Source organism: Marmoricola endophyticus, from assembly GCF_014644415.1.
Classification (GTDB): domain Bacteria; phylum Actinomycetota; class Actinomycetes; order Propionibacteriales; family Nocardioidaceae; genus Marmoricola; species Marmoricola endophyticus.
Genome location: NZ_BMKQ01000001.1, coordinates 294,754 through 314,884 on the forward strand (window position 1 = coordinate 294,754; position 20,131 = coordinate 314,884).

General features: G+C 72.3%; 20 protein-coding genes. 13 read left to right on the top strand and 7 right to left on the bottom strand.

Going from position 1 to position 20,131, the window contains the following annotated elements; translation table 11 throughout:
• The first annotated feature begins 43 nt into the window (after positions 1 to 43).
• From IEX42_RS01470 to dxs, 4 genes are all read left to right on the top strand, one after another.
• Positions 44 to 448, top strand: a complete 405-nt coding sequence (locus IEX42_RS01470) for a secondary thiamine-phosphate synthase enzyme YjbQ (protein ID WP_188777592.1) — start codon at positions 44 to 46, stop codon at positions 446 to 448.
• Positions 449 to 481: 33 nt separating this feature from the next.
• Positions 482 to 853: a hypothetical protein gene (locus IEX42_RS01475; RefSeq protein WP_229660496.1), complete on the top strand. Its 372-nt coding sequence runs from the start codon at positions 482 to 484 to the stop codon at positions 851 to 853.
• A 45-nt stretch (positions 854 to 898) separates the two neighbouring features.
• Complete coding sequence (locus tag IEX42_RS01480) at positions 899 to 1,378, top strand: NUDIX domain-containing protein (protein WP_188777596.1); 480 nt, start codon at positions 899 to 901, stop codon at positions 1,376 to 1,378.
• A gap of 70 nt (positions 1,379 to 1,448) precedes the next feature.
• Positions 1,449 to 3,383, top strand: a complete 1,935-nt coding sequence (gene dxs, locus IEX42_RS01485; protein ID WP_188777597.1) for a 1-deoxy-D-xylulose-5-phosphate synthase — start codon at positions 1,449 to 1,451, stop codon at positions 3,381 to 3,383.
• Between the two features lie 10 nt (positions 3,384 to 3,393).
• On the opposite strand, the gene IEX42_RS01490 is transcribed toward dxs, so the two are convergent.
• Positions 3,394 to 3,714, bottom strand: a complete 321-nt coding sequence (locus IEX42_RS01490; RefSeq protein WP_188777598.1) for a hypothetical protein — start codon at positions 3,712 to 3,714, stop codon at positions 3,394 to 3,396.
• A 113-nt stretch (positions 3,715 to 3,827) separates the two neighbouring features.
• Here IEX42_RS01490 and IEX42_RS01495 point away from each other — a divergent pair, with 113 nt between their 5' ends.
• The 4 genes from IEX42_RS01495 (at position 3,828) to IEX42_RS01510 (ending at position 8,240) form a co-directional block, all read left to right on the top strand.
• Positions 3,828 to 4,763 carry a proteasome assembly chaperone family protein gene (locus tag IEX42_RS01495; protein ID WP_229660497.1) on the top strand — a complete coding sequence of 312 codons (936 nt, stop codon included), beginning with the start codon at positions 3,828 to 3,830 and terminating at the stop codon, positions 4,761 to 4,763.
• On the top strand, positions 4,764 to 5,642 hold the full coding sequence (locus tag IEX42_RS01500) for an acyl-CoA thioesterase (protein ID WP_188777600.1): 879 nt from the start codon (positions 4,764 to 4,766) through the stop codon (positions 5,640 to 5,642).
• 431 nt (positions 5,643 to 6,073) lie between these two features.
• Positions 6,074 to 7,294 carry a VCBS repeat domain-containing M23 family metallopeptidase gene (locus IEX42_RS01505; protein ID WP_188777601.1) on the top strand — a complete coding sequence of 407 codons (1,221 nt, stop codon included), beginning with the start codon at positions 6,074 to 6,076 and terminating at the stop codon, positions 7,292 to 7,294.
• A 148-nt stretch (positions 7,295 to 7,442) separates the two neighbouring features.
• On the top strand, positions 7,443 to 8,240 hold the full coding sequence (locus tag IEX42_RS01510; RefSeq protein WP_188777603.1) for an IPT/TIG domain-containing protein: 798 nt from the start codon (positions 7,443 to 7,445) through the stop codon (positions 8,238 to 8,240).
• A gap of 51 nt (positions 8,241 to 8,291) precedes the next feature.
• Here the strand turns inward: IEX42_RS01510 and IEX42_RS01515 are convergent, their stop codons facing one another.
• Complete coding sequence (locus tag IEX42_RS01515) at positions 8,292 to 9,191, bottom strand: MaoC family dehydratase (RefSeq protein WP_229660498.1); 900 nt, start codon at positions 9,189 to 9,191, stop codon at positions 8,292 to 8,294.
• A 1-nt stretch (position 9,192) separates the two neighbouring features.
• Positions 9,193 to 10,527, bottom strand: coding sequence for a 3-oxoacyl-ACP reductase (locus tag IEX42_RS01520; protein ID WP_188777605.1), 1,335 nt, complete (start codon positions 10,525 to 10,527; stop codon positions 9,193 to 9,195).
• A 158-nt stretch (positions 10,528 to 10,685) separates the two neighbouring features.
• On the opposite strand from IEX42_RS01520, the gene IEX42_RS01525 reads away from it, so the two are divergent.
• A complete protein-coding gene (locus IEX42_RS01525; RefSeq protein ID WP_188777607.1) occupies positions 10,686 to 11,966 on the top strand; it encodes an acetyl-CoA C-acetyltransferase in 1,281 nt (426 codons plus the stop codon).
• 126 nt (positions 11,967 to 12,092) lie between these two features.
• Positions 12,093 to 12,770 carry a TetR/AcrR family transcriptional regulator gene (locus IEX42_RS01530; RefSeq protein WP_188777609.1) on the top strand — a complete coding sequence of 226 codons (678 nt, stop codon included), beginning with the start codon at positions 12,093 to 12,095 and terminating at the stop codon, positions 12,768 to 12,770.
• A 3-nt stretch (positions 12,771 to 12,773) separates the two neighbouring features.
• Here IEX42_RS01530 and IEX42_RS01535 read toward each other — a convergent pair whose 3' ends face one another.
• Genes IEX42_RS01535 through IEX42_RS01545 form a run of 3 tightly spaced genes read right to left on the bottom strand, consistent with a single transcriptional unit; the run spans position 12,774 to position 15,383 of the window.
• A complete protein-coding gene (locus IEX42_RS01535) occupies positions 12,774 to 13,040 on the bottom strand; it encodes a hypothetical protein (protein ID WP_188777610.1) in 267 nt (88 codons plus the stop codon).
• Positions 13,041 to 13,093: 53 nt separating this feature from the next.
• Complete coding sequence (locus IEX42_RS01540; protein ID WP_188777612.1) at positions 13,094 to 14,602, bottom strand: ATP-dependent DNA ligase; 1,509 nt, start codon at positions 14,600 to 14,602, stop codon at positions 13,094 to 13,096.
• A gap of 49 nt (positions 14,603 to 14,651) precedes the next feature.
• Entirely contained in the window at positions 14,652 to 15,383 is a 732-nt protein-coding gene (locus IEX42_RS01545) for a VldE C-terminal domain-containing protein (protein WP_188777614.1), read from the bottom strand.
• 109 nt (positions 15,384 to 15,492) lie between these two features.
• Here IEX42_RS01545 and IEX42_RS01550 point away from each other — a divergent pair, with 109 nt between their 5' ends.
• Positions 15,493 to 16,410, top strand: coding sequence for a DNA-3-methyladenine glycosylase family protein (locus IEX42_RS01550; protein ID WP_229660499.1), 918 nt, complete (start codon positions 15,493 to 15,495; stop codon positions 16,408 to 16,410).
• 23 nt (positions 16,411 to 16,433) lie between these two features.
• On the opposite strand, the gene IEX42_RS01555 is transcribed toward IEX42_RS01550, so the two are convergent.
• On the bottom strand, positions 16,434 to 17,303 hold the full coding sequence (locus IEX42_RS01555; RefSeq protein ID WP_188777616.1) for an alpha/beta fold hydrolase: 870 nt from the start codon (positions 17,301 to 17,303) through the stop codon (positions 16,434 to 16,436).
• Positions 17,304 to 17,374: 71 nt separating this feature from the next.
• Here IEX42_RS01555 and IEX42_RS01560 point away from each other — a divergent pair, with 71 nt between their 5' ends.
• Positions 17,375 to 18,334: an SCP2 sterol-binding domain-containing protein gene (locus tag IEX42_RS01560; RefSeq protein WP_188777618.1), complete on the top strand. Its 960-nt coding sequence runs from the start codon at positions 17,375 to 17,377 to the stop codon at positions 18,332 to 18,334.
• Between the two features lie 87 nt (positions 18,335 to 18,421).
• Complete coding sequence (locus tag IEX42_RS01565) at positions 18,422 to 20,068, top strand: long-chain fatty acid--CoA ligase (protein WP_188777619.1); 1,647 nt, start codon at positions 18,422 to 18,424, stop codon at positions 20,066 to 20,068.
• Positions 20,069 to 20,131: the final 63 nt, after the last annotated feature.

The following is a 20,131-nucleotide window of genomic DNA, read 5'->3' on the forward strand; positions in this document are numbered from 1 at the left end:
ATCCTCGCGGACCGCTGTCGACCGCGGGTGACAGGGTGAGCACATGAGGTCCGAGACCGTCCGCGTGTCCACCGGCGGCGACGAGGTGGTCCACGACCTCACGCGGACGTGTGCGGAGTTCGTGGACGGCGCCGGCGACGGCCTGCTCCACGTCTTCGTCCCGCACGCCACCGCCGGGATCGCGATCATCGAGACGGGCGCGGGCTCGGACGAGGACCTGCTGGCGGCGCTGGCGGAGCTGCTGCCCGCCGACGACCGCTGGCGGCACCGCCACGGTTCGCCCGGTCACGGCCGGTCGCACGTGATGCCTGCGCTCGTGCCGCCGTACGCCACCGTCCCGGTCCTCGCAGGGCGCCTCGCCCTGGGGACCTGGCAGAGCATCTGCCTGGTCGATCTCAACGTCGACAACCCCGACCGGCAGGTCCGGCTGAGCCTTCTCGAGGGGTAGCACACACGTTCGAACCGGCGTAGGATGCCGGCCGTGCCGTCGTACGTCGCGCCCGCCGGGTGGCCCGGCCCGGTCCGTCCCCCGGGTGCGCCCGAGTGGGAGCGGACGGCGCAGGCCTGGCTGCTCGACCAGTGCCCGCCGGAGTACCGCACGCACACCGTCCTGCGCCGTCACCTGGTGCTGCTCGCGCGCCTGGCCGTGCTCCACGTCGAGGCGTCCCAGGCGGCGCTTGCTCGCGGTCTCGGGGAGATCCGGCCGAGCCTGCGTGAGCAGGTGGCGCCGCACACGGTGGAGGAGGCGGTGGTCCTGCTCGAGAGGGAGACGGCGCGGCTCGTGGGCCTGCGCCGCGCGGTTGGGCTGGTGGAGGAGGCCGTGCGCGGCCGCCGGTTCGTGGCCCGCCTGTGAGGCGAAACCCCGCGTCCGCGGGCGGGAGGTTCTAGCCTCGGTGCCATGCAGGTACTGCTGGCGTCCGTGCTGCTTGTCGACCCACGTGGCTGGGTGCTGCTCCAGGAGCGCGACGAGCACGCGCCGCGTGGCGCGAACCAGTGGGGCATGCCCGGAGGGCACGTCGAGGAGGGCGAGAGCTTCGAGGAGGCGGCCTACCGCGAGCTCGAGGAGGAGACCGGCCTGCGTCTCCTGCCGGGCCACCTCTACCTCTGGCGCGAGGAGATCATGACCGTCCAGGGGTCCGACGAGGTCCAGTGGCTGCACGTCTACGTCGCCCGGGTCGACGACGTCACCGACGCCGACGTCGTCTGCGGCGAGGGGCGGCGGATCGTGTTCGTCGACCCCGCCACCGTGTCCGGGCTGAGCCTGTACGACACCGCCGAGCTGCTCCTCCCGCAGTTCCTGGCCTCCGAGGACTACGCGCGGCTGGCCGGCTTCGAGTCCGGCGGTGGGCACGAGGACGAGCGCATCCCCGCCGGCTGACGGTGTCGTCCTGCCACCCGGGCTAGTCTGGTCCGTCGTGCCCCGATCGACGAGCCACGGGAGGCGGAGGATGGGTCACCTGGAGCGGCTGACCGGACCGGCGGACCTGCGCGAGCTCGAGGCGCGCGAGCTCGACGAGCTCGCCACCGAGATCCGTGACTTCCTGGTCGCCAAGGTCTCGCGCACCGGCGGTCACCTCGGTCCCAACCTCGGGGTGGTCGAGCTGAGCATCGCCCTGCACCGGGTCTTCGACTCCCCGCGCGACCGGGTGGTCTTCGACACCGGGCACCAGGCGTACGTCCACAAGATCCTCACCGGGCGCGCCGACGGGTTCGACAAGCTCCGCCAGCACGGCGGGCTCTCGGGCTACCCGAGCCAGGCGGAGTCCCCGCACGACATCGTCGAGAACTCGCACGCCTCGACCTCGCTGTCGTACGCCGACGGGCTCGCCAAGGCCTACGCCATCCGCGGGGAGGACCGCCACGTCGTCGCCGTGATCGGTGACGGCGCGCTGACCGGGGGGATGGCCTGGGAGGCGCTCAACAACATCGCCGACACGGTCCAGGGCGGCGACGAGCGTCGCCTGGTGATCGTCGTCAACGACAACGGCCGCTCCTACACCCCGACCATCGGCGGACTGGCCAACGCCCTCACCGCGCTGCGCACCAACCCCCGCTACGAGCCACTCCTCGACGTGGTGAAGCGCCGTCTCAACGGTGTCCCCGGCGTCGGGCCGGCGGTGTACGACGCGCTGCACGCCATGAAGAAGGGCATGAAGGACGCGCTCGCCCCGCAAGGGCTCTTCGAGGACCTCGGCCTGAAGTACGTCGGACCCGTCGACGGCCACGACCGGGCGGCGATGGAGCAGGCGTTGACCCAGGCGAAGCGGTTCGGCGGGCCGGTCATCGTGCACGCGATGACCCGCAAGGGGTTCGGCTACGACCCGGCCGAGCAGCACGAGGCCGATCAGTTCCACGGTCCCGGCCCGTTCGACGCGCTCACCGGCGTCGAGACCCCGAAGGGACGGATCTGGACCGACGTCTTCAACGACGAGATGGTCGCCATCGGCCGCGAGCGGCGCGACGTCGTCGCGATCACCGCCGCGATGATGCACCCGGTCGGTCTCGACGGCTTCGCCGCGCACTACCCCGACCGGACCTTCGACGTCGGCATCGCCGAGCAGCACGCCGCCACCTCGGCGGCGGGGCTCGCGATGGGTGGTCTGCACCCGGTGGTCGCGCTCTACGCGACGTTCCTCAACCGGGCCTTCGACCAGGTGCTGATGGACGTCGCGCTGCACCGGTGCGGCGTCACGTTCGTCCTCGACCGCTCGGGTGTCACCGGCGACGACGGTGCCAGCCACAACGGCATGTGGGACATGTCGGTCCTGCAGGTCGTGCCGGGGCTGCGGCTCGCCGCGCCGCGCGACCCCGCCCGGCTGCGCGAGCTGCTGCGCGAGGCGATCGCGGTCGACGACGCCCCGACCGTGGTGCGGTTCCCCAAGGGGGCACCGCCGGCGGACATCGAGGCGGTCGGCACCGTCGGCGCGATGGACGTCCTCGCCCGGCGCGGTGACCGCGACGTGCTCCTGGTCGGCGTCGGGTCGATGGCGAGCACGGCCGTCGAGGTGGCGGAGCGGCTGACCGCGCAGGGGATCGGCGTCACCGTGGTCGACCCTCGCTGGGTCAAGCCGTACGACGACGCGATCGTCGCTCTCGCCGGCGAGCACCGGATGGTCGTCGTGGTGGAGGACAACGGGGTGAGCGGCGGGTGCGGCGCGAGCCTGCTCCAGCTGCTCAACGAGCGGCGGGTGTCGACGCCGGTCCGGCTGCACGGCATCCCGCAGGAGTTCCTCGACCACGCCAAGCGGAACGCGATCCTCGAGCGGGTCGGCCTGACTCCGCAGGCGATCGCGCTGAGCGTGACCGAGGAGTTCGCCGCCGGTCTGGGGGACGGCGACGCGGAGCGCGCGCCCGCCCCCCACCACCCGGCGGACCGCGCCTGAGCGGAGGCGCTCAGGCAGTCCACCTCGTGCTGTACGCGTGCGCGGCGCCGTGCGCCGGGACGAGGAACGTCACCAGGGCACGGTGGGCGCCGTCGCAGGCCGGGTAGCGCCACACCACTGCGCCCGCGCCGCCGCTCGTGGTGGCGACGTGGCGCGCGCCGAGCGTGCGGTCGACCGTCGCGGTGGTCATGCCGCGATGGACGTGGCTCAGCTCCACGGCGGAGGCACACCCGCGGGCACCGGAGGCGGCGGCCTCGGCCGGGGCGGCCAGCGCGGCCAGTGCGAGCACCGAGGCCAGCGAGCCCAGCAGGGCGGCGGACAGGGTCAGCATTCGGCGAACCATGTCTCCCGACGCTACGAGCCACCGCCGACACCTGTCGACCCAGGGAACACGGCGTCCTGCCCGGGGGTTGCCGAGCGAGGGCACGCCCTAGGCTGGGGCGGGTGAGCGAGAGGGGACCGATGTCGCAGCGGATCGTGCACATCGTGGACGACGTGCCGGAGCTCGCCGGTGAGCACTCGAGGCCGGTGCTGCTCGTCGCGCTGGAGGGCTTCCTCGACGCGGGCAACGCGTCGGCGCTCGCGGTGCAGCACCTGGTCGGCGACGAGTCGCGGGTGGTGGCCAGCTTCGCGGTCGACGAGCTGCTCGACTACCGGGCGCGGCGGCCGCCCATGACGTTCTCGCGCTACCACTACACCGACTACGAGGCGCCGCGCCTGGTCGTACGCCTGCTGCACGACGGCGACGGGACCCCGTACCTCCTGCTGTCCGGCCCCGAGCCCGACGTCCGGTGGGAGGCCTTCTGCGCAGGCGTGCGCGAGGTGGTCGACCACTTCGACGTGCCGATGGTCGGCTTCCTCGCGGCCATCCCGATGGCCGTCCCGCACACGCGTCCCGTGCAGCTGACCAACCACGCCACCGACGAGCGGCTGGTCACCCAGGACAACATGTGGCAGGCCGAGATCCGGGTGCCCTCCAGCGCCCAGTCGCTCCTCGAGCTGCGGCTGGGGGAGTGGGGGCACGACGCGGTCGGCTACGTCGCCCACATCCCGCACTACGTCGCGCAGCTCGGCTACCCGCTCGCGTCCGCCGCGCTCCTGGACTCGCTGGGTCCGGCCGTCGGCCTGACCTGGGACTCTGCGCCGCTGCGCGAGGCCGCGGCGCGCCAAGCCGGTGAGATCGAGAGCCAGATCGAGGACTCCGAGGAGGTGCGCGACGTGGTGCACGGACTGGAGCAGCAGTACGACGCGTACCAGCGCTCGCAGGAGTCCGGCTCCAACCTGCTGGCCGACGACGAGCCGCTCCCGTCCGGCGACGAGATCGGCGAGCAGTTCGAGCAGTTCCTGGCCGGGTTGGACCGACCCGACGAGGAGAAGTAGATGCCCGAGTCCGTGGACGACCTGCTCGCCATCCTCGACCTGGAACGCATCGAGGACACGCTCTACCGCGGTGACTCCCCGCAGACCGAGCGGCAGCGCACCTTCGGCGGGCAGGTGGCGGCCCAGGCCCTGGCCGCCTCCGACCACACCGTCGACGACGACTTCGCCGTCCACTCGCTGCACTCCTACTTCCTGCGCCCGGGCGACCCGACGGTGCCGATCGTGTACGACGTCGACGACCTGCGCGACGGCCGGTCCTTCGTGACCCGCCGCGTAGCGGCACGGCAGCACGGCAAGGAGATCTACTTCTCCACGCTGAACTACCAGCGGGAGCAGGACGGCTGGTCGCACCAGGACGCGATGCCGCAGGTCCCGGGTCCCGAGGAGTGCCCCTCGCTCGCGGACCTGATGGGCGCCCGCAGCCCGGAGGCCGCCGAGGCGTGGGCCAAGGAGTGGTCCGCCCTCGACATGCGGCTGGCGGGGTCCTCGGTCTCCATCCCGGGCGTGCCCGACCTGCAGGACGACGAGCATCCCGGGCGGCAGCGGATGTGGATCCGCGTCGCCGGTGACCTGCCCGACGAGCCGAAGCTGCACCGGGCTGCCTTCACCTTCGCCAGCGACCTCAGCCTGCTCTCGGTCACGCTGCTGCCGCACGGGGTGTCCATCGGGTCGCGACGGGTGAAGCCGGCATCGCTGGACCACAGCATCTGGTTCCACCGCCCGATGCGCGCCGACCGGTGGTGGCTCTACGACCAGGTCAGTCCCTCCGCCCAGGGCGGTCGCGGGCTGGCGATCGGTCGGGTGTTCGCGGAGGACGGCACGCTTCTCGCCTCGGTGGCCCAGGAAGGCATGATCCGCCGGGTCGACCCGGCGGGGTGACGGTGTCGCGCCGGCGGCGACCTCACGGGGTCGCGGGCTAGGGCGTGTCTCTCAATTCTGGCCGTGGCGAGCGTCGTCCAGCGCGTGCGCTGACAAGGCGCCGGAACGCACGCATACCGGGCGTCTGTGCAGTGACGGCAACGCCGCCGGCGCGCGTGATGGGCGGCGCGCAGCAGGCCACTGAATTGAGACATGCCCTAGGGTGCGGGTCTCGCCCCACCCCTGGGGCGGACGGGCCACGGCAGGTCTCGACCCTGTGTGGCGACCGTGATCCGTGAACAGTGGTTCGACCACGTCGGCAGGGGTTGACGACGGCCACGCCGGACGGCGTGGCCGTCCACCCGGCGTGGCGCCACAGAAACTCGAAAAGCATCATGTAATGGACATATGGCACATACGGTTGTGCCGTCAGCGTCCTTCTGTGACTGGTGGTGCTTCTCGTGGTGACCAAGAAGATGCTCGCGGCCGGCCTCGCCGCCCTCGGGGCAGCGCTGCTGGTGGCGGGTCCGGCTGCAGCGGCCGCGCCCACTCCGGGCACGGGCCCGGACTACGAGCTGCCGTTCGCGTGCGGTGAGACGTGGACCGGGTCCTCGCGGGCGAACCACTCGCCGAGCTCGCGGGCGATCGACTTCAACCGGACGAACGACCTCAACATGCCGGTGCTGGCGTCCGCGCCCGGCACGGTCACCAAGGTCGCCGATCTCGGCAAGAAGAGCTACGGGCGCTACGTCGTCCTCGACCACGGCAACGGCACCAGCACCGTGTACGCCCACCTCAACGCGTACGTCGTCACGCTGGGCCAGCGGGTCGACCAGGGCCAGATGATCGGGCTGCTCGGCTCGACCGGTGGCTCCACCGGTCCGCACCTGCACTTCGAGGAGCGCTACTCGGGGTCGGTGCTGACCTCGTACTTCCACCGGGCCACGTACGCGATGGGGCGCGCCATCACCTCGGCCAGCTGCAACGACACCCCGGTCATCGGCGACTGGAACGGCGACGGCAAGGACGACGTCGGCGTCTACCGCGACGGCGCGCGGGGCGGCACGTTCTTCGAGAACGGCGCACGAAGCATCGCGTTCGGGACCGGTCGCGACAACGTGTTCGCCGGGGACTGGGACGGCAACGGGGTGACCGACGTCGGCGTCCGCCCGGCCAGCGGCACCACCACCGTCATGCGTGCGGCCAGCGGCGCCCTCAGCCGTGCCACCCTCGGCGACCTCTACAGCCTGCCCGTCGTCGGCGACTGGAACGGGGACCGCAAGGACGATGTCGGCACCTTCCGCCCCGACACGGCGACGTGGACGCTGCGGGCGGCCAACGGCGCGCTGACCCGGATCCAGTACGGCCAGCGCGGTGACCTCCCGCTCCCCGGCGACTGGAACGGCGACGGCAAGGACGACCTCGGGGTCTACCGGCCCGCCACCCGCACCTTCTACATGCGCGTCGTCGCCGGTGGGAAGCAGCAGCCCAGCCGGACCGCCGTGTTCGGCACCACCACCCAGCTCCCGATCGCGGGGGACTGGAACGGCGACCGCTACGACGACGTCGGTGCCTGGTCCCCGGCGACCTCCACCTTCACCCTCCGCACCGCGCAACCCAGCGGAGCGTCGCCGGCGTACCGCACCCTGCGGTACGGCTCCGGCCGCGGCTGATCCCGCCCGTCACCGGCGGGGATCGGGGCAATGCGGGCACGTGGCCTAGCCCATCGGCGCCCGTGTTCGGCGTTCGACGGTGTGGACGAGGCGTCGCTGCGTACGTTCGCGGCGCACGTACCCCCTCACCGCCTCGCAGGAGCACCTCATGAACCGCACCTTCCACCGCGGCCTGGCCGCGCTCGGCGCTGCCGGCATCGCCGCCACGGTCCTCGGCACGACCGGCACGGCGCAGGCCGACACCACCTTCACCAACCCGGCCAACGGCCACACCTCGACGTACGCCGCGGTCGGCGGGTACGTCACCTGGGCGGATGCCCGGGACGTGGCGGCCGCCACGCCTGCGTCGGCGGGCTGCACCAACCACCTCGCGGTGCTCACCTCGGAGGCCGAGAAGAGCTTCGTCGACGACACGCTCGGGCTGCAGGGCGGCTACTGGCTCGGCGGCGTGCGCGATCGCAGTGCCGAGGGGGCTCCGTTCACCTGGGTCACCGGTGAGGCCTTCGACTACACCAACTGGGACGCCGGCGAGCCGAACGACTACCTGGGCAGCGAGGACTACGTCCAGCTCGCCGCCGGGAACCGCTGGAACGACATCTACGACAGCTACCAGCCGGGCTACGTCCTCGAGACCGAGTGCGTGCCGCTGCAGCGCGCCGTCGTCACCGGGGTCACCCCGGCGTCGGGGTCCCGCTCGGGAGGTACCTCGGTCACGATCACCGGCGAGCACTTCACCGGAGCCAAGCAGGTGACGTTCGGGGGCGTCGCCGCGACGTCGTACGCCGTCGTCTCCGACACCGAGATCACGGCCACCACCCCGGCGTACTCGGGCGCGGTCTCGAAGAAGGGCAGGACCGTGCAGCTGCGGGTCCAGACCAAGGGCTCGAACGTGAAGTCCAAGGCGGCCCGCTTCACCTACATCGCCGACGCCGCCGCCCGGCGCTGAGCCGCCGACGCCCGGGTCGTCTCGCCGCGAGACGACCCGGGCGTCCGGTGCTCAGGCCGGTGTCGCGCGCCCGACGAGGTGCGGCGCGCCGTCCTTGGGGCGGGTGAGGGAGAAGTCCACCCGGTCCTCTGCGACGAGGGAGCCGAAGGCGACCTTGCCGGGCAGCAGGATCGGCTTCTTGAACTCCACGTGCACGGTCACCGCGTCGGGCAGCCGGTTGTCGAGGAACGCGACGCAGCGAGCCTTGGACCACATGCCGTGCGCGATCTGCCGCGGGAACCCGAAGGCCTTCGCCGTCAGCGGGTAGAGGTGGATCGGGTTGGAGTCGCCGGACACGGCGGCGTACTGCCGGCCGAGGTCCGCGGGCAGCTTCCAGGTGGCCGGGCCCGCGGGGACGACGTCGATCCGCTCGCCGCCGGTCGTCGCCTCGGTGTCACCCCGTCCGGGGCGGAGGTACTCGGAGGTCGACTCCCAGAGTGTCTCCCCGCCGGAGGTGACCGTGCTGAGCAGGTCGAAGACCGTGCCCTTGGGGTGGGCGCGCTTGTTCGCTGCGCGGACGGTCACGTCGAGCCGCTCGTCGAAGCCGATCGGGCGGTGCGAGGTGATCGTGTTGGCCAGGTGCACCGTGCCTATCGCGGGGTAGGGGAACGACGAGTCCGTCATGATCCCCATCTGCAGCCCGAACGCGAGCATGTGCGGGTACGTCAGCGGCAGGTGCTGCCGGGGCTCGAAGCCGCAGACGGACGCGTACGCCGCCACCCGCGCGCGGTCGATCCCCACGTCGTGACGGGTCAGCGTCAGGTCCGGCAGCTCTCCACCGGACTTGCCGACGCCCGGGAGCAGGTTGACCCCGGGGAGGACCGGCAGCGCGGCCTTGGCGATGAAGCCGAGCCCGGTGCCGGTGCCCGCGTCGACCTCCCGCGTGAGTGCCCCGGACTTCTGGGAGGCCACCTCAGGCGCCCAGCATCATCTGGCCGCACACCCGCACGACGTTGCCGTTGACCGCGGTGGAACCGGGGGAGGCGTACCACGCGACAGCCTCGGCGACGTCCACCGGCTGACCGGCCTGGCTCATCGCGTTCATCCGCTGACCGACCTCGCGGCTGGCGAACGGCATCGCGTCGGTCATCTTGGTGGCGATGAAGCCGGGGGCGACGGCGTTGATCGTGATGCCCTTCTTGAGGCTCTTGGCCAGCGAGTCGATCAGGCCGATGACGCCGGCCTTGGACGCGGCGTAGTTGGTCTGACCGAGGTTGCCGGCGATCCCGGCCATGGAGGACACGCCGATCACGCGGCCGTTGTCCTTGATCAGTCCCTGGTCGAGCAGCTCGCGGGTGATCTTGTCGGGCGCCTCGAGGTTGACCGCGATCACCGACTCCCAGCGGTCCTCACCCATGTTGGCGAGCTTCTTGTCACGGGTGATCCCGGCGTTGTGGACGATGACGTCGATGCCGCCGAAGGTGTCCTTGACGTGCTGCGCGATCCGCTTCGGCGCGTCGTCGTTGGTGATGTCCAGCGTCAGGCTCTCGCCGCCGATCGAGCTGGTCACCTCGAGCAGCTCACTGGCCGCCTGGGGTACGTCGATGCCCAGCACCGTCGCGCCGTCACGGTGCAGCACGCGGGCGATCTGCTCACCGATGCCTCGCGAGGCACCCGTCACGACGGCGACCTTGCCGTCGAGCGGCTTGTCCTGGTCGGCGACCGGCTTGGCCTTGGTGGTCCCGGTCGCACCGATCCGGACGACCTGCCCCGAGACGTACGCCGACTTCGGGGAGAGGTAGAACGCCAGAGTCGAGTCCAGCGCCTGCTCGGCGCCGTCGGCGACGTAGACCAGCTGGACCGTGGCACCCTTGCCGATCTCCTTGCCGAGCGAGCGGGTGAACCCCTCGAGCGCTCGCTGCGCGATCCGCTCGTCGCCCTCGAGCAGCTCGGGCACGCCGCCGAGCACCACGACGCGCGCACACGGCTCGAGGCTGCGCAGCTTCGGGGTGAAGAACTGCTGCAGGGCGACCAGGTCGGCCGGGGTCCGGCACCCGGTGGCGTCGAAGACCAGCCCCTTGTACTTCTGACCCTCCACCGTCTCGGCGACGTTGGGGATCTCCAGCGAGTCGAGGGCGGTACGGACCGGATCCACCAGGCGTCCGGTGCCGCCGAGGACGACCGTTCCGTCGACGAGGGGTGCACCCTCGGTCCAGCGGTCCAGCTTGACGGGGGCCGGGAGACCGAGGTTCTTGACCAGCAGCTTGCCGATCGGGGTGGCGGTGAAGGCCTGGTAAGCGTCGCTCATGCTCGTCAACGTAACGAGTGGTGTAACTCAGTGTCCACATTTCGTGACCTGCCGCTCACCGTGTTGTCGTGGCCCGGTCGCGCCGGGAGGATGGGCCGTGACTTACCTGCCGGTAACCTCACCGTGCAGAAGGCATCGACCGACGAGGAGCAACAGCCATGGAGTCCAGCACGCGGAAGGTCGGTGTCCTCGGCGGCAACCGGATCCCCTTCGCCCGCTCCAACACCGTCTACGCGACGGCCAGCAACCAGGAGATGTTCACCGCGGCCCTCGACGGGCTCGTCGCGCGCTTCGGTCTCGAGGATGAGCGCCTCGGCGAGGTCGCGGCCGGTGCGGTCCTCAAGCACAGCCGCGACTTCAACCTGACCCGCGAGTCCGTCCTCGGCTCCCGCCTGGCTCCGACCACGCCCGCGGTCGACCTGCAGCAGGCCTGCGGCACCGGGCTGCAGGCGGCGATCTACATCGCCAACAAGATTGCTCTGGGCCAGATCGACTCCGGTGTTGCCGGCGGGATGGACACCACCTCCGACGCCCCCATCGCCGTCGGCGAGGGTCTGCGGAAGAAGCTGCTGGCCGCCAACCGCGCCAAGACGACGCAGGGCAAGCTCGCCGCACTCGCGAAGATCCGCCCCGCCGACCTCGCGCCGTCGATCCCCCAGAACGGCGAGCCGCGCACCGGGCTGTCGATGGGTGAGCACCAGGCGCTGACCGCGCTGGAGTGGCAGATCACCCGCGAGGCCCAGGACGAGCTGGCCGTCGCCTCGCACCACCACCTCGCCGCGTCGTACGACGCCGGGTTCCAGGACGACCTGATCACGCCGTTCAACGGCCTCGAGCGGGACCAGAACCTGCGCGCCGACTCCTCGGTGGAGAAGCTGGCGAAGCTGAAGCCGGTCTTCGGCAAGGGTGCCGCGGCGACGATGACCGCGGCGAACTCCACCCCGCTGACCGACGGCGCCTCCGCGGTCCTGCTCGGGACGCAGGAGTGGGCCGAGGCGCACGGGCTGGAGGTCAAGGCGTGGTTCGTCGACGCCGAGACCGCGGCGGTGGACTACGTGCACGGAGGCGAGGGTCTGCTGATGGCGCCGGCGTACGCCGTCCCGCGGCTGCTGGCCCGCAACGGCCTGACGCTGCAGGACTTCGACTTCTACGAGATCCACGAGGCGTTCGCCTCGCAGGTGCTCTCCACGCTCAAGGCGTGGGAGGACCCGGTGTTCTGCACCGAGCGCGCCGGCCTGGACGGGCCGCTCGGCTCGATCGACCGCAGCAAGCTCAACGTCAACGGCTCGTCGCTGGCGGCCGGGCACCCGTTCGCCGCGACCGGCGGGCGGATCATCGCCAACCTGGCGAAGCTGCTGGAGCAGAAGGGCTCGGGCCGCGGCCTGATCTCGGTCTGCGCGGCCGGCGGCCAGGGCGTGACCGCCATCCTCGAGCGCTGACTCGGCGCTCGTCGTGGGTCGACGGTCGCTGACCCGGCGCGTGCGGGCTCTCACACGCGCCGGGTCGGCGTGCGGTCGGTCACGCTGGTGCAACAAGCAGTTACATCGGGCGTTACAGTTCGTCGCATGGCCTCCAGCACGTCCGACACGCGGCGGACGGCGGCGCTGGCCCGCCGCCGCGCCAGGGAGCGCGAGATCCTCGACGCCACCCGTGCGCTGTTCGACGAGCGCGGGGTCCGTGACGCCCAGATCGAGGACATCGCACGGGCTGTGGGCGTCAACCGGGCGATCATCTACCGGCACTTCTCCGGCAAGGAGGAGCTCTTCGCACTCACCCTCGTCGGCTACCTCGACGACCTCGCCGCCCGCCTCCGCGCCGTCTCGGTCGACATGTCGCCGGAGGCTCGCGTCGCGGAGATCACCGGCGCCTTCGTCGACTTCGGGCTGGAGCACCCGGCCTTCGTCGACTGCGCGCAGACGCTGATGCGCCGGCCCGGGCCGGAGCTGCTCGACGAGATCTCCGAGAGCGCGCTGTTCCGGCTCGGTCGCGGCATCGCCGGCTGCCTCGCCGTCCTGACCGAGGCGCTGAGGGCGGGCAACGAGGCGGAGGACTTCGCGGTCGAGGACGTCGACCTCCTGGCCAACACGTTGTACGCCTCCGGCCTCGGTGCCCTCCAGCTCGCCAGGGTGGGCATGAAGGTGAAGGAGGCCGCGCCGGGGATCCCGGCCGTCGAGCCGCTGAGCCCCGAGCAGATCAAGCAGCACCTCGTCTCCAGCGCCCTCACCTTCGCGCGGGGGCGCTGAGCGTCACCGGATCTGTTCGCGGATCCGCAGGCCCGTCGACTTCACGCAGGCACAGACCGCGAAGGTGGCGCTGCCCACGAGCGCGAACCCGGCGATGGTCAGCTCCAGCACGGGCGAGGACGCGGTGCCGTCGACGAGCAGTCCCCAGAGTGCCGCGAGCACGGCGACACTGCCCAGCAGCCATGCGAAGCCGATGAGGGACAGCACCTCTCGGTGATCGGGGTCGAGCGTGCCGGGGCGGATGTCGTCGCGGCGTCCGGTGTCGGTCATGAGAGAACCGTAGGCCGCCGGCAGCCGTCGGGACCGGCAATCGCGCCAGCCGATCACGCGAGAGCGCGCACCATCGCGATGGTGTCGGCCTGCTCGGCGGTCTTGTCCTCGCGGTAGCCCAGCACCCGGGCGAAGCGCAGCGCGAGGCCGCCGGGGTAGCGGGTCGAGCGCTGCAGCCCGTCGAAGGCGATCTCGACGACCTGCTCGGGGCGCACGTGCACGACGTGGCTCTCGCGGTGCGTCTCGAGACCGAGGAACCGCTCCGTCTGCCAGGCGAGGGTCTCGTCGGTCATCCCCTTGAAGGTCTTGCCGAGCATCACGAAGCCCGTCGGGGAGGAGTCGTCGCGCGCGCCGAGGTGGATGTTGGACAGCAGTCCCCGGCGCCGGCCGCTGCCCCACTCGACCGCGAGCACGACCAGGTCGAGGGTGTGACGGGGCTTGACCTTGACCCAGCCCGACCCACGCCGACCGGCCTCCCACCTCGAGTCCAGCGACTTGACGACGACGCCCTCCTGGCCGGCCGAGAGTGTCCGCGACCAGAACTCGGTCACCTCCTCGAGGGTCTCCACCTGGCGTCGCTCCACCCGGTCCTCGGCCGGGACGAGCCGGTGCAGCGCCTCGGTGCGTACGGTCACCGGCTCGTCGAGCAGGTCCTGACCGTCGAGGTGCAGCAGGTCGAAGAAGTACGGAGACAGCGCCAGGTCGCTCGCGCTCCTGGTGCCGGCGCGCGACGCCGTGTCCTGGAACGCCCGCGGCCGGCCGTCCTCTCCGACCAGCAGCGCCTCACCGTCGAGCACGAAGGCCGACGCGGGGTACGACCGGACCCGGTCGACCAGCTCGGGGAACCGCCCGGTGAGGTCGTCCAGGCTGCGTGACCACACGCCGACCCGGTCGCCGTCGCGGTGCACCTGGATCCGGATGCCGTCGAGCTTGGCGTCGACCACCGCCGGCAGCCCGGTCTGCTCCAGCGCCCTGGCCAGGTCGGGGGCGCTGGCGGCGAGCATGGGCTGCGCCGGGCGCATCAGTCGCAGCCGGACCTCCGACAAGCCGGGCTCCCCGGAGCGGGCGGCGACGGCGGCGGCGACGGGGGCGGAGCCGGCGAGCATGACGGCCCGGCGCACGGTGGCCCTGGGGACGTCGTAGGCCGTCGCGATCGCCTCCACGAGCACTCCCTCGAGCGCTCCGGTGCGGACCTCGCCGGTGACCAGCCCCCGCAGCAGCGACTGCTCGTCGTCGGTGGCTCGGGCGAAGAGGTGGGCGAGCCCGTCGCGCCTTCCCGACTGCGAGCCGGGGCCGGCGAGCGAGGACAGCTCCTCGAAGGCGTCGTCGACGTCGCGCACCGTCAGGCTCGGATCGGCGGCGGGGCCGGGCAGGTCGTTCAGTGAGCGCCAGCCGATCCCGGTACGCCGCTGCCGCAGCGCGCCCATGAGGTACGACGCGACCAGCTCAACCTCGTCCGGCTCCGCGGCCCGCAGCGCGGTCGCGACCGCCTCGGTCTTCGCCGTGCGCGAGCGGGTGCGGCGTACGTCGTCGAGCGTGGCGACCAGGTGGGCGAAGCGCATGGACCCATCCAAGCGGTCGCCACCGACGCCCCGCCGCACCCGGAGAGGCTCAGGCGACGTCGACGTGCACGTGGTCGCGGTGCTCGAGGATCGCCGCGGTGGCCGCGTCCCGGCCCGAGGTGTCGACCTCGTAGTCGCGCCAGCCCTGGGAGGAGCGGCCCGAGGACCAGATCCGGTCGTCGAAGATCACGGTGCGCACCGAGAGCCGCTCGGCGTGGGCGACCAGCCACTGGGCCGTGGCCCACCCGCGGGTACGGCTGGCGGCGGAGACCGGACGGTAGAAGACGTCGACGGCGCGCCCCTCGTAGTGCGCCGACCCCGCCGAGTGACCGGTGGACACGCCGCCGGGGGCGAACCCGCCGACCCGCTGCCGTCCGAAGGCGGCGTCCAGCTCGCGTCGTACGGCGGCGGCACGCGCGGTCAGCCCCTGCGGGCCGAGCGACTGGTCGTCGGCGTCGTCGAGGTAGCCGGGTCCGTGCTCGCAGGTGAGCGCAGCCGGAGCGCGGCCGGACAGCGCGGCGGTGACCGCACTCGCCTCGGCGGGAGTGAGGGCGCCCGGCACCTGCCCGTCGGCGACCCTGCTCGCAGCATCCTCGGCCTCTTCGGTCGTCAGCTCGACGTCGGCGCCGTCGACGCTCACCCGGCACTCGTCGGCGCCCGGCAGCGCGGAGCGCACCCCACCGGGGAGCACGCCCGCGAGCGCGACGGCGGCGCCGCCGAGCACGAGCGCGAGGACCAGCAGGCCGGCGACGACGCGCCCGAGCACCGGTTGCCTGTCCACCACCCCAGTCTCTCGAGGCGCTCCAACCCTCGACTCGTGTGCTGCAGCGGTCGCCAGGGCGACCACCGGAGCACACGACTCGTCGGTGCCGGCTCCTAGGCTGGCTCACGTGCAGGAACGGGTCTGGCGGGTGGAGCGGCCGGTGCCGGTCGCGCAGATCCTCGGCATCCTGCGGCGCGGGCGCGGCGACCCGACGTACAAGACCACGCCGGACGGCGCGGTGTGGCGCGGCATCGGCGCCCCGACCGGCCCGGCGACGCTGCGGGTGAGTGCCACACCGGCACACGGAGAGGTCCACGGGCGGGCCTGGGGGCCGGGCGCCGAGTGGGTGCTGGACCGGCTGCCCACCATGCTAGGAGACACCGACGACGTCAGCGGGTTCGAGCCACGGCACGCCGTCCTCGTCGATGCGCACCGCCGGCACCCGCACTGGCGGCTCACCCGCACCGAGCGCGTGATGGAGGCGCTGACCCCGGCGATCATCGAGCAGAAGGTGACCGGCCAGGAGGCGTTCGCAGGGTTCCGCCGGCTGTGCTTCCGGTTCGGGGAGCGCGCACCGGGCGAGGGTGCGGACGTCGGTCTGTGGGTCCAGCCGGGGGCGACCACGATCCGCGGCATCGCGTCGTGGGAGTGGCTGCGCATGCACGTCGACCCGGCACGGTCTCGAGCACTCGTCAACGCCGCGAGGTACGCCGCCAACCTCGAGCGGACCCTCGAGCTCGGTGTCGAGGAGGCCGACCGCCGGCTGCGCGCGCTGCCGGGGATCGGCGTGTGGACCTCGGCGGAGGTGCGGTTCCGCGCCCACGGGGACGCCGACGCCGTGAGCTTCGGCGACTACCACGTCGGGAAGAACATCATCTGGGCGCTGACCGGCGAGCACGTCGACGTCGAGGACGGGCTGGCCGAGCTGCTCGAGCCCTGGGCCGGGCACCGTCACCGGGTGCAGCGGCTGGTCGAGTTCGCCCGCCTGGGCCGACCGCGGCACGGACCGAGGATGGCGCCGCGCACGCACCTGCCGGTGCGCTGAGCTGCGGACGGCGGCCGCGCGGATCAGGCGATGGTCGCGGCCAGCTCGGTCATGATCTGGTCCATCGCGCCGACGCCGACCGAGAGGTGGCCCTCGTCCTGCAGCAGGTGCGGAGTCGCGCCGGCGACGTGGGCGGCCAGCCACTCACCGTGGGCGAACGGGACCATGAGGTCGGCCGAGCCCTGCCAGACGAAGACGGGCACGCTCATCGCCGCCGGGTCGAAGCCCCAGTCCCGGGTGAAGGCCAGGTCGTCGTCGAGCCAGCCGTCCACCCCCGGCCGCAGCCCCTCGGCGAACGCCGCGAGCATGTCGACGGCGTACTCGCCGGTGAGGAGGGCGCGGTCGACGTCGGGGAGCAGCGAGTCCAGCGAGCTGACCAGGTCGTCGGGGTCGACGTCGCTGAGCCCGCTCCGCTGACCTTCCAGCCACGGGCGCAGCGTCGTCTCGCCGGCGAGCGCCGCACCGAACTCCTCGACGTTGTCCTCGCCCATGCCGGCGAGGAAGTCCAGGTCGTCGGCGGTGTACGCCCCCACGCCGGCGATCGTCGTCACCCCGGCCACGCGGTCCGGCAGCAGGGCGCCGACGGCGAGGGCGTGCGGTCCGCCGCCGGACCAGCCGGCGACCACGCACCGGTCCACGCCGAGGTGGTCGAGCACCGCGGCGGCGTCGTCGGCGACCGAGGCGACGGTGCGTCCGGCCTGCCGCGAGGACGAGCCGTACCCGGGACGCGACCAGCCCACCGCCCGCAGCCCGTGCCGCGCGGCTCCGCCCGCGATCCTCCCGAGCCCCCGCACCGACCCCGGGGTGCCGTGCTGGAAGAGCAGGACCGGGCCGTCACCTCCGCGGTCGTCGATGTCGAGCGCGCGTCCGTCGGGCAGGTCGATGAGGGTCACGTGCACCAGTCTGTCCCATGCGTCTGGCGGGTCGACTCTCGTCCTCGGGGAGCAGCGGTTACCGTGACGTTGTGTCACATGTCACTGACGGCGCCGCGCTGAGCTCCCTGCTCGCCGGGCGGACGGCCGACGAGCTCGACGACTTCTTCGTGCGTACGACCGCCGTCGAGGTCACCGACCTGATCCGGGCCACGACCGACGCCGAGCTCCGGCCGCTGATGGCCGACGAGCTCGTACGCACGGCCGCGGTGCACGGCATCCTGAACCGGCTCGAGGAGTTCGCCGACCCGGAGCGGCTCGCTGCGCTGTGCGGCGTCGCCTGCTTCGACCTCGACGTCGACGGACGCGCTCGCGAGACGCACGTGCTGCAGTTCTCGCCCACGGGCGTCGCCCCGCTCGATGACGGCGGTCGCTGCCAGGTCACGATCCGCGCCGCCGTCCTCGACTTCGTCCGGATGGTCACGGGGCAGACCAACGCGGCGCTGCTCTACCTCTCCGGGCGGCTCCGGGTCGAGGGGGACGAGATGCTGGCCCTGGGCGTGGGCACGGTCTTCCGGCTGCCGGGCAGCGGTGCGGTCGCCGTCGACCCGACCGCCCTGGACCCCGGCGACGTCGCCACCGCCGTCGCCGCCAGCACCAAGGACCACATGCGCGAGGTGATGGCCGGCGGCTTCCGCGAGATCGTGCTCGGGGAGGTGTTCCGCCGGTTCCCCGAGTTCCTGCGGCCCGACAAAGCCGCCCGGATCCGTACCTCGGTCGGCTTCAGCATCGGCGGTCGTGCCGACGGGGGCACCGACCGGTTCCTCGTCCGCGTCGACCGCGGTGCGTGCGACGTCGAGCGGGACCCCGGCCCCGAGGCGGAGCGCGACGCGACGCTCGTGCTCGACGGGGTGGACTTCCTCCGCCTGATCACCGGCCAGCTCAACCCCGTCACCGGTGTGCTCAAGGGGACCCTCAAGGTGCGTGGCGACAAGGCCAAGGCGCTGGCCCTCAACGCGGTCATGGAGCGACCGCGTCCGACGCCCGGCTGACCTGCGCGCACCAGAGCGAACCGGTGGACGCCGCCGTACCCCGTCCGGGAGGATCGTGACGCCCGCCACACGACCAGAGGAGTCCGGATGCGCAGCACCATGCAGGACGAGCAGCTCACCATCGGCGCCGTGCGCCGCCACGTGGTCGCCGTCCATCCCGACAGCGAGGTCGTCACGGCGACCGCCGACGGCACGCGACGGCGGTCGTACGCCGAGCTCGGCCGGCGCGTCGGGCAGCTGGCCAACGGGCTGCGCTCCCTCGGCATCACCGGCGACCAGCGTGTCGCGACGTTCCAGTGGAACAACGCCGAGCACCTCGAGGCGTACCTCGCCGTGCCGTCCATGGGTGCCGTCCTGCACACGCTGAACATCCGGCTCTTCCCCGAGCAGCTGGTCTACATCGCCAACCACGCCGAGGACCAGGTGGTCATCGTCGACGACTCGCTGGTCAAGCTGCTCGCCCCGCACCTGGCGCAGATGGAGACCGTGCGGCACGTCCTCGTCGCCGGTCCCGACGCCGCCGACGTCGACCTGGACTCGCTGCGCGTCGGGTCCGCGGAAGTCGGCCTGTACGACGACCTCCTCGCAGGCCAGCCCGAGGAGTTCGACTGGCCCGAGCTGGACGAGCGCGACGCCGCGGCCATGTGCTACACGTCCGGCACCACCGGCAACCCCAAGGGCGTGGTCTACAGCCACCGCTCGGCCTGGCTCCACTCCCAGGCGGTGAACACCGGCTCGGCGGCCGCGCTGTCCTTCGAGGACCGGGTGCTGCCGATCGTGCCGATGTTCCACGCCAACTCGTGGGGCCTGGCCTACTCCGCGCTGATGAGCGGCGCCTCGCTGTGCATGCCCGACCGCTGGCTGCAGGCCGAGCCGCTGGTGCGGTTCATCCGCGACTCGCTCCCGACCGTCTCCGGCGCGGTGCCGACGGTGTGGAACGACGTGCTCGGCTACCTCGACCAGCACGACGACATTAGCCTGGACAGCCTGCGGCTGATCCTGTGCGGCGGCTCGGCCGTGCCCGTCTCGCTGCAGAGGGCGCTGCAGGAGCGGCACGGGCTGCTGATCCGGCAGGCCTGGGGGATGACCGAGACCTCCCCGGTCGCCTCGACGGGGATCCCGCCGGTCGGCGTCTCCGAGGAGGAGGTGTGGCACTACCGCGGCACCCAGGGCCGGCTGTTCTGCGGCGTCGAGGGGCGCATCGTCGGTGACGACGGGTCGGTCCTGCCCAGCGACGGGGCGTCGGTCGGCGAGCTGGAGGTCCGCGGTCCGTGGGTGACCGGCGGGTACTACCGCTCCGACGACCCGGAGTCGGCGGAGAAGTTCCACGACGGCTGGCTGCGTACCGGGGACGTCGGCATGATCGACGAGCGCGGCTACATCACCCTCACCGACCGCTCGAAGGACGTCATCAAGTCCGGTGGGGAGTGGATCTCCTCCGTCGACCTCGAGAACGCGCTCATGGGGCACGAGGCGGTCCTCGAGGCCGCGGTGGTCGGCATCCCCGACGAGAAGTGGGACGAGCGGCCGCTCGCCTCGGTCGTCGTACGCGACGGGCAGTCGGTGACCGCCGAGGAGCTGCGGGAGTTCCTCGCCAAGGACTTCGCCAAGTGGCAGCTGCCCGACGCCTGGGCGTTCATCGACGAGGTCCCGCGCACCTCGGTGGGCAAGTTCGACAAGAAGGTCATCCGGCGGTGGTACGCCGACGGGGAGATCGACGTCGCCCAGCCCTGAGAGGCGCCTCCGGAGTGGTCTCGTCGTCCTCCCCTTCGACAGGCTCAGGACACCGCCTCGCTG

Bases quoted from the DNA above. Each gene is read 5' to 3' on its own strand.
- IEX42_RS01470 (WP_188777592.1), top strand. From the start codon at position 44: ATGAGGTCCGAGACCGTCCGCGTGTCCACCGGCGGCGACGAGGTGGTC.
- IEX42_RS01480 (WP_188777596.1), top strand. From the start codon at position 899: ATGCAGGTACTGCTGGCGTCCGTGCTGCTTGTCGACCCACGTGGCTGG.
- dxs (WP_188777597.1), top strand. From the start codon at position 1,449: ATGGGTCACCTGGAGCGGCTGACCGGACCGGCGGACCTGCGCGAGCTC.
- IEX42_RS01490 (WP_188777598.1), bottom strand. From the start codon at position 3,714: ATGCTGACCCTGTCCGCCGCCCTGCTGGGCTCGCTGGCCTCGGTGCTC.
- IEX42_RS01500 (WP_188777600.1), top strand. From the start codon at position 4,764: ATGCCCGAGTCCGTGGACGACCTGCTCGCCATCCTCGACCTGGAACGC.
- IEX42_RS01510 (WP_188777603.1), top strand. From the start codon at position 7,443: ATGAACCGCACCTTCCACCGCGGCCTGGCCGCGCTCGGCGCTGCCGGC.
- IEX42_RS01520 (WP_188777605.1), bottom strand. From the start codon at position 10,527: ATGAGCGACGCTTACCAGGCCTTCACCGCCACCCCGATCGGCAAGCTG.
- IEX42_RS01525 (WP_188777607.1), top strand. From the start codon at position 10,686: ATGGAGTCCAGCACGCGGAAGGTCGGTGTCCTCGGCGGCAACCGGATC.
- IEX42_RS01530 (WP_188777609.1), top strand. From the start codon at position 12,093: ATGGCCTCCAGCACGTCCGACACGCGGCGGACGGCGGCGCTGGCCCGC.
- IEX42_RS01535 (WP_188777610.1), bottom strand. From the start codon at position 13,040: ATGACCGACACCGGACGCCGCGACGACATCCGCCCCGGCACGCTCGAC.
- IEX42_RS01540 (WP_188777612.1), bottom strand. From the start codon at position 14,602: ATGCGCTTCGCCCACCTGGTCGCCACGCTCGACGACGTACGCCGCACC.
- IEX42_RS01565 (WP_188777619.1), top strand. From the start codon at position 18,422: ATGCGCAGCACCATGCAGGACGAGCAGCTCACCATCGGCGCCGTGCGC.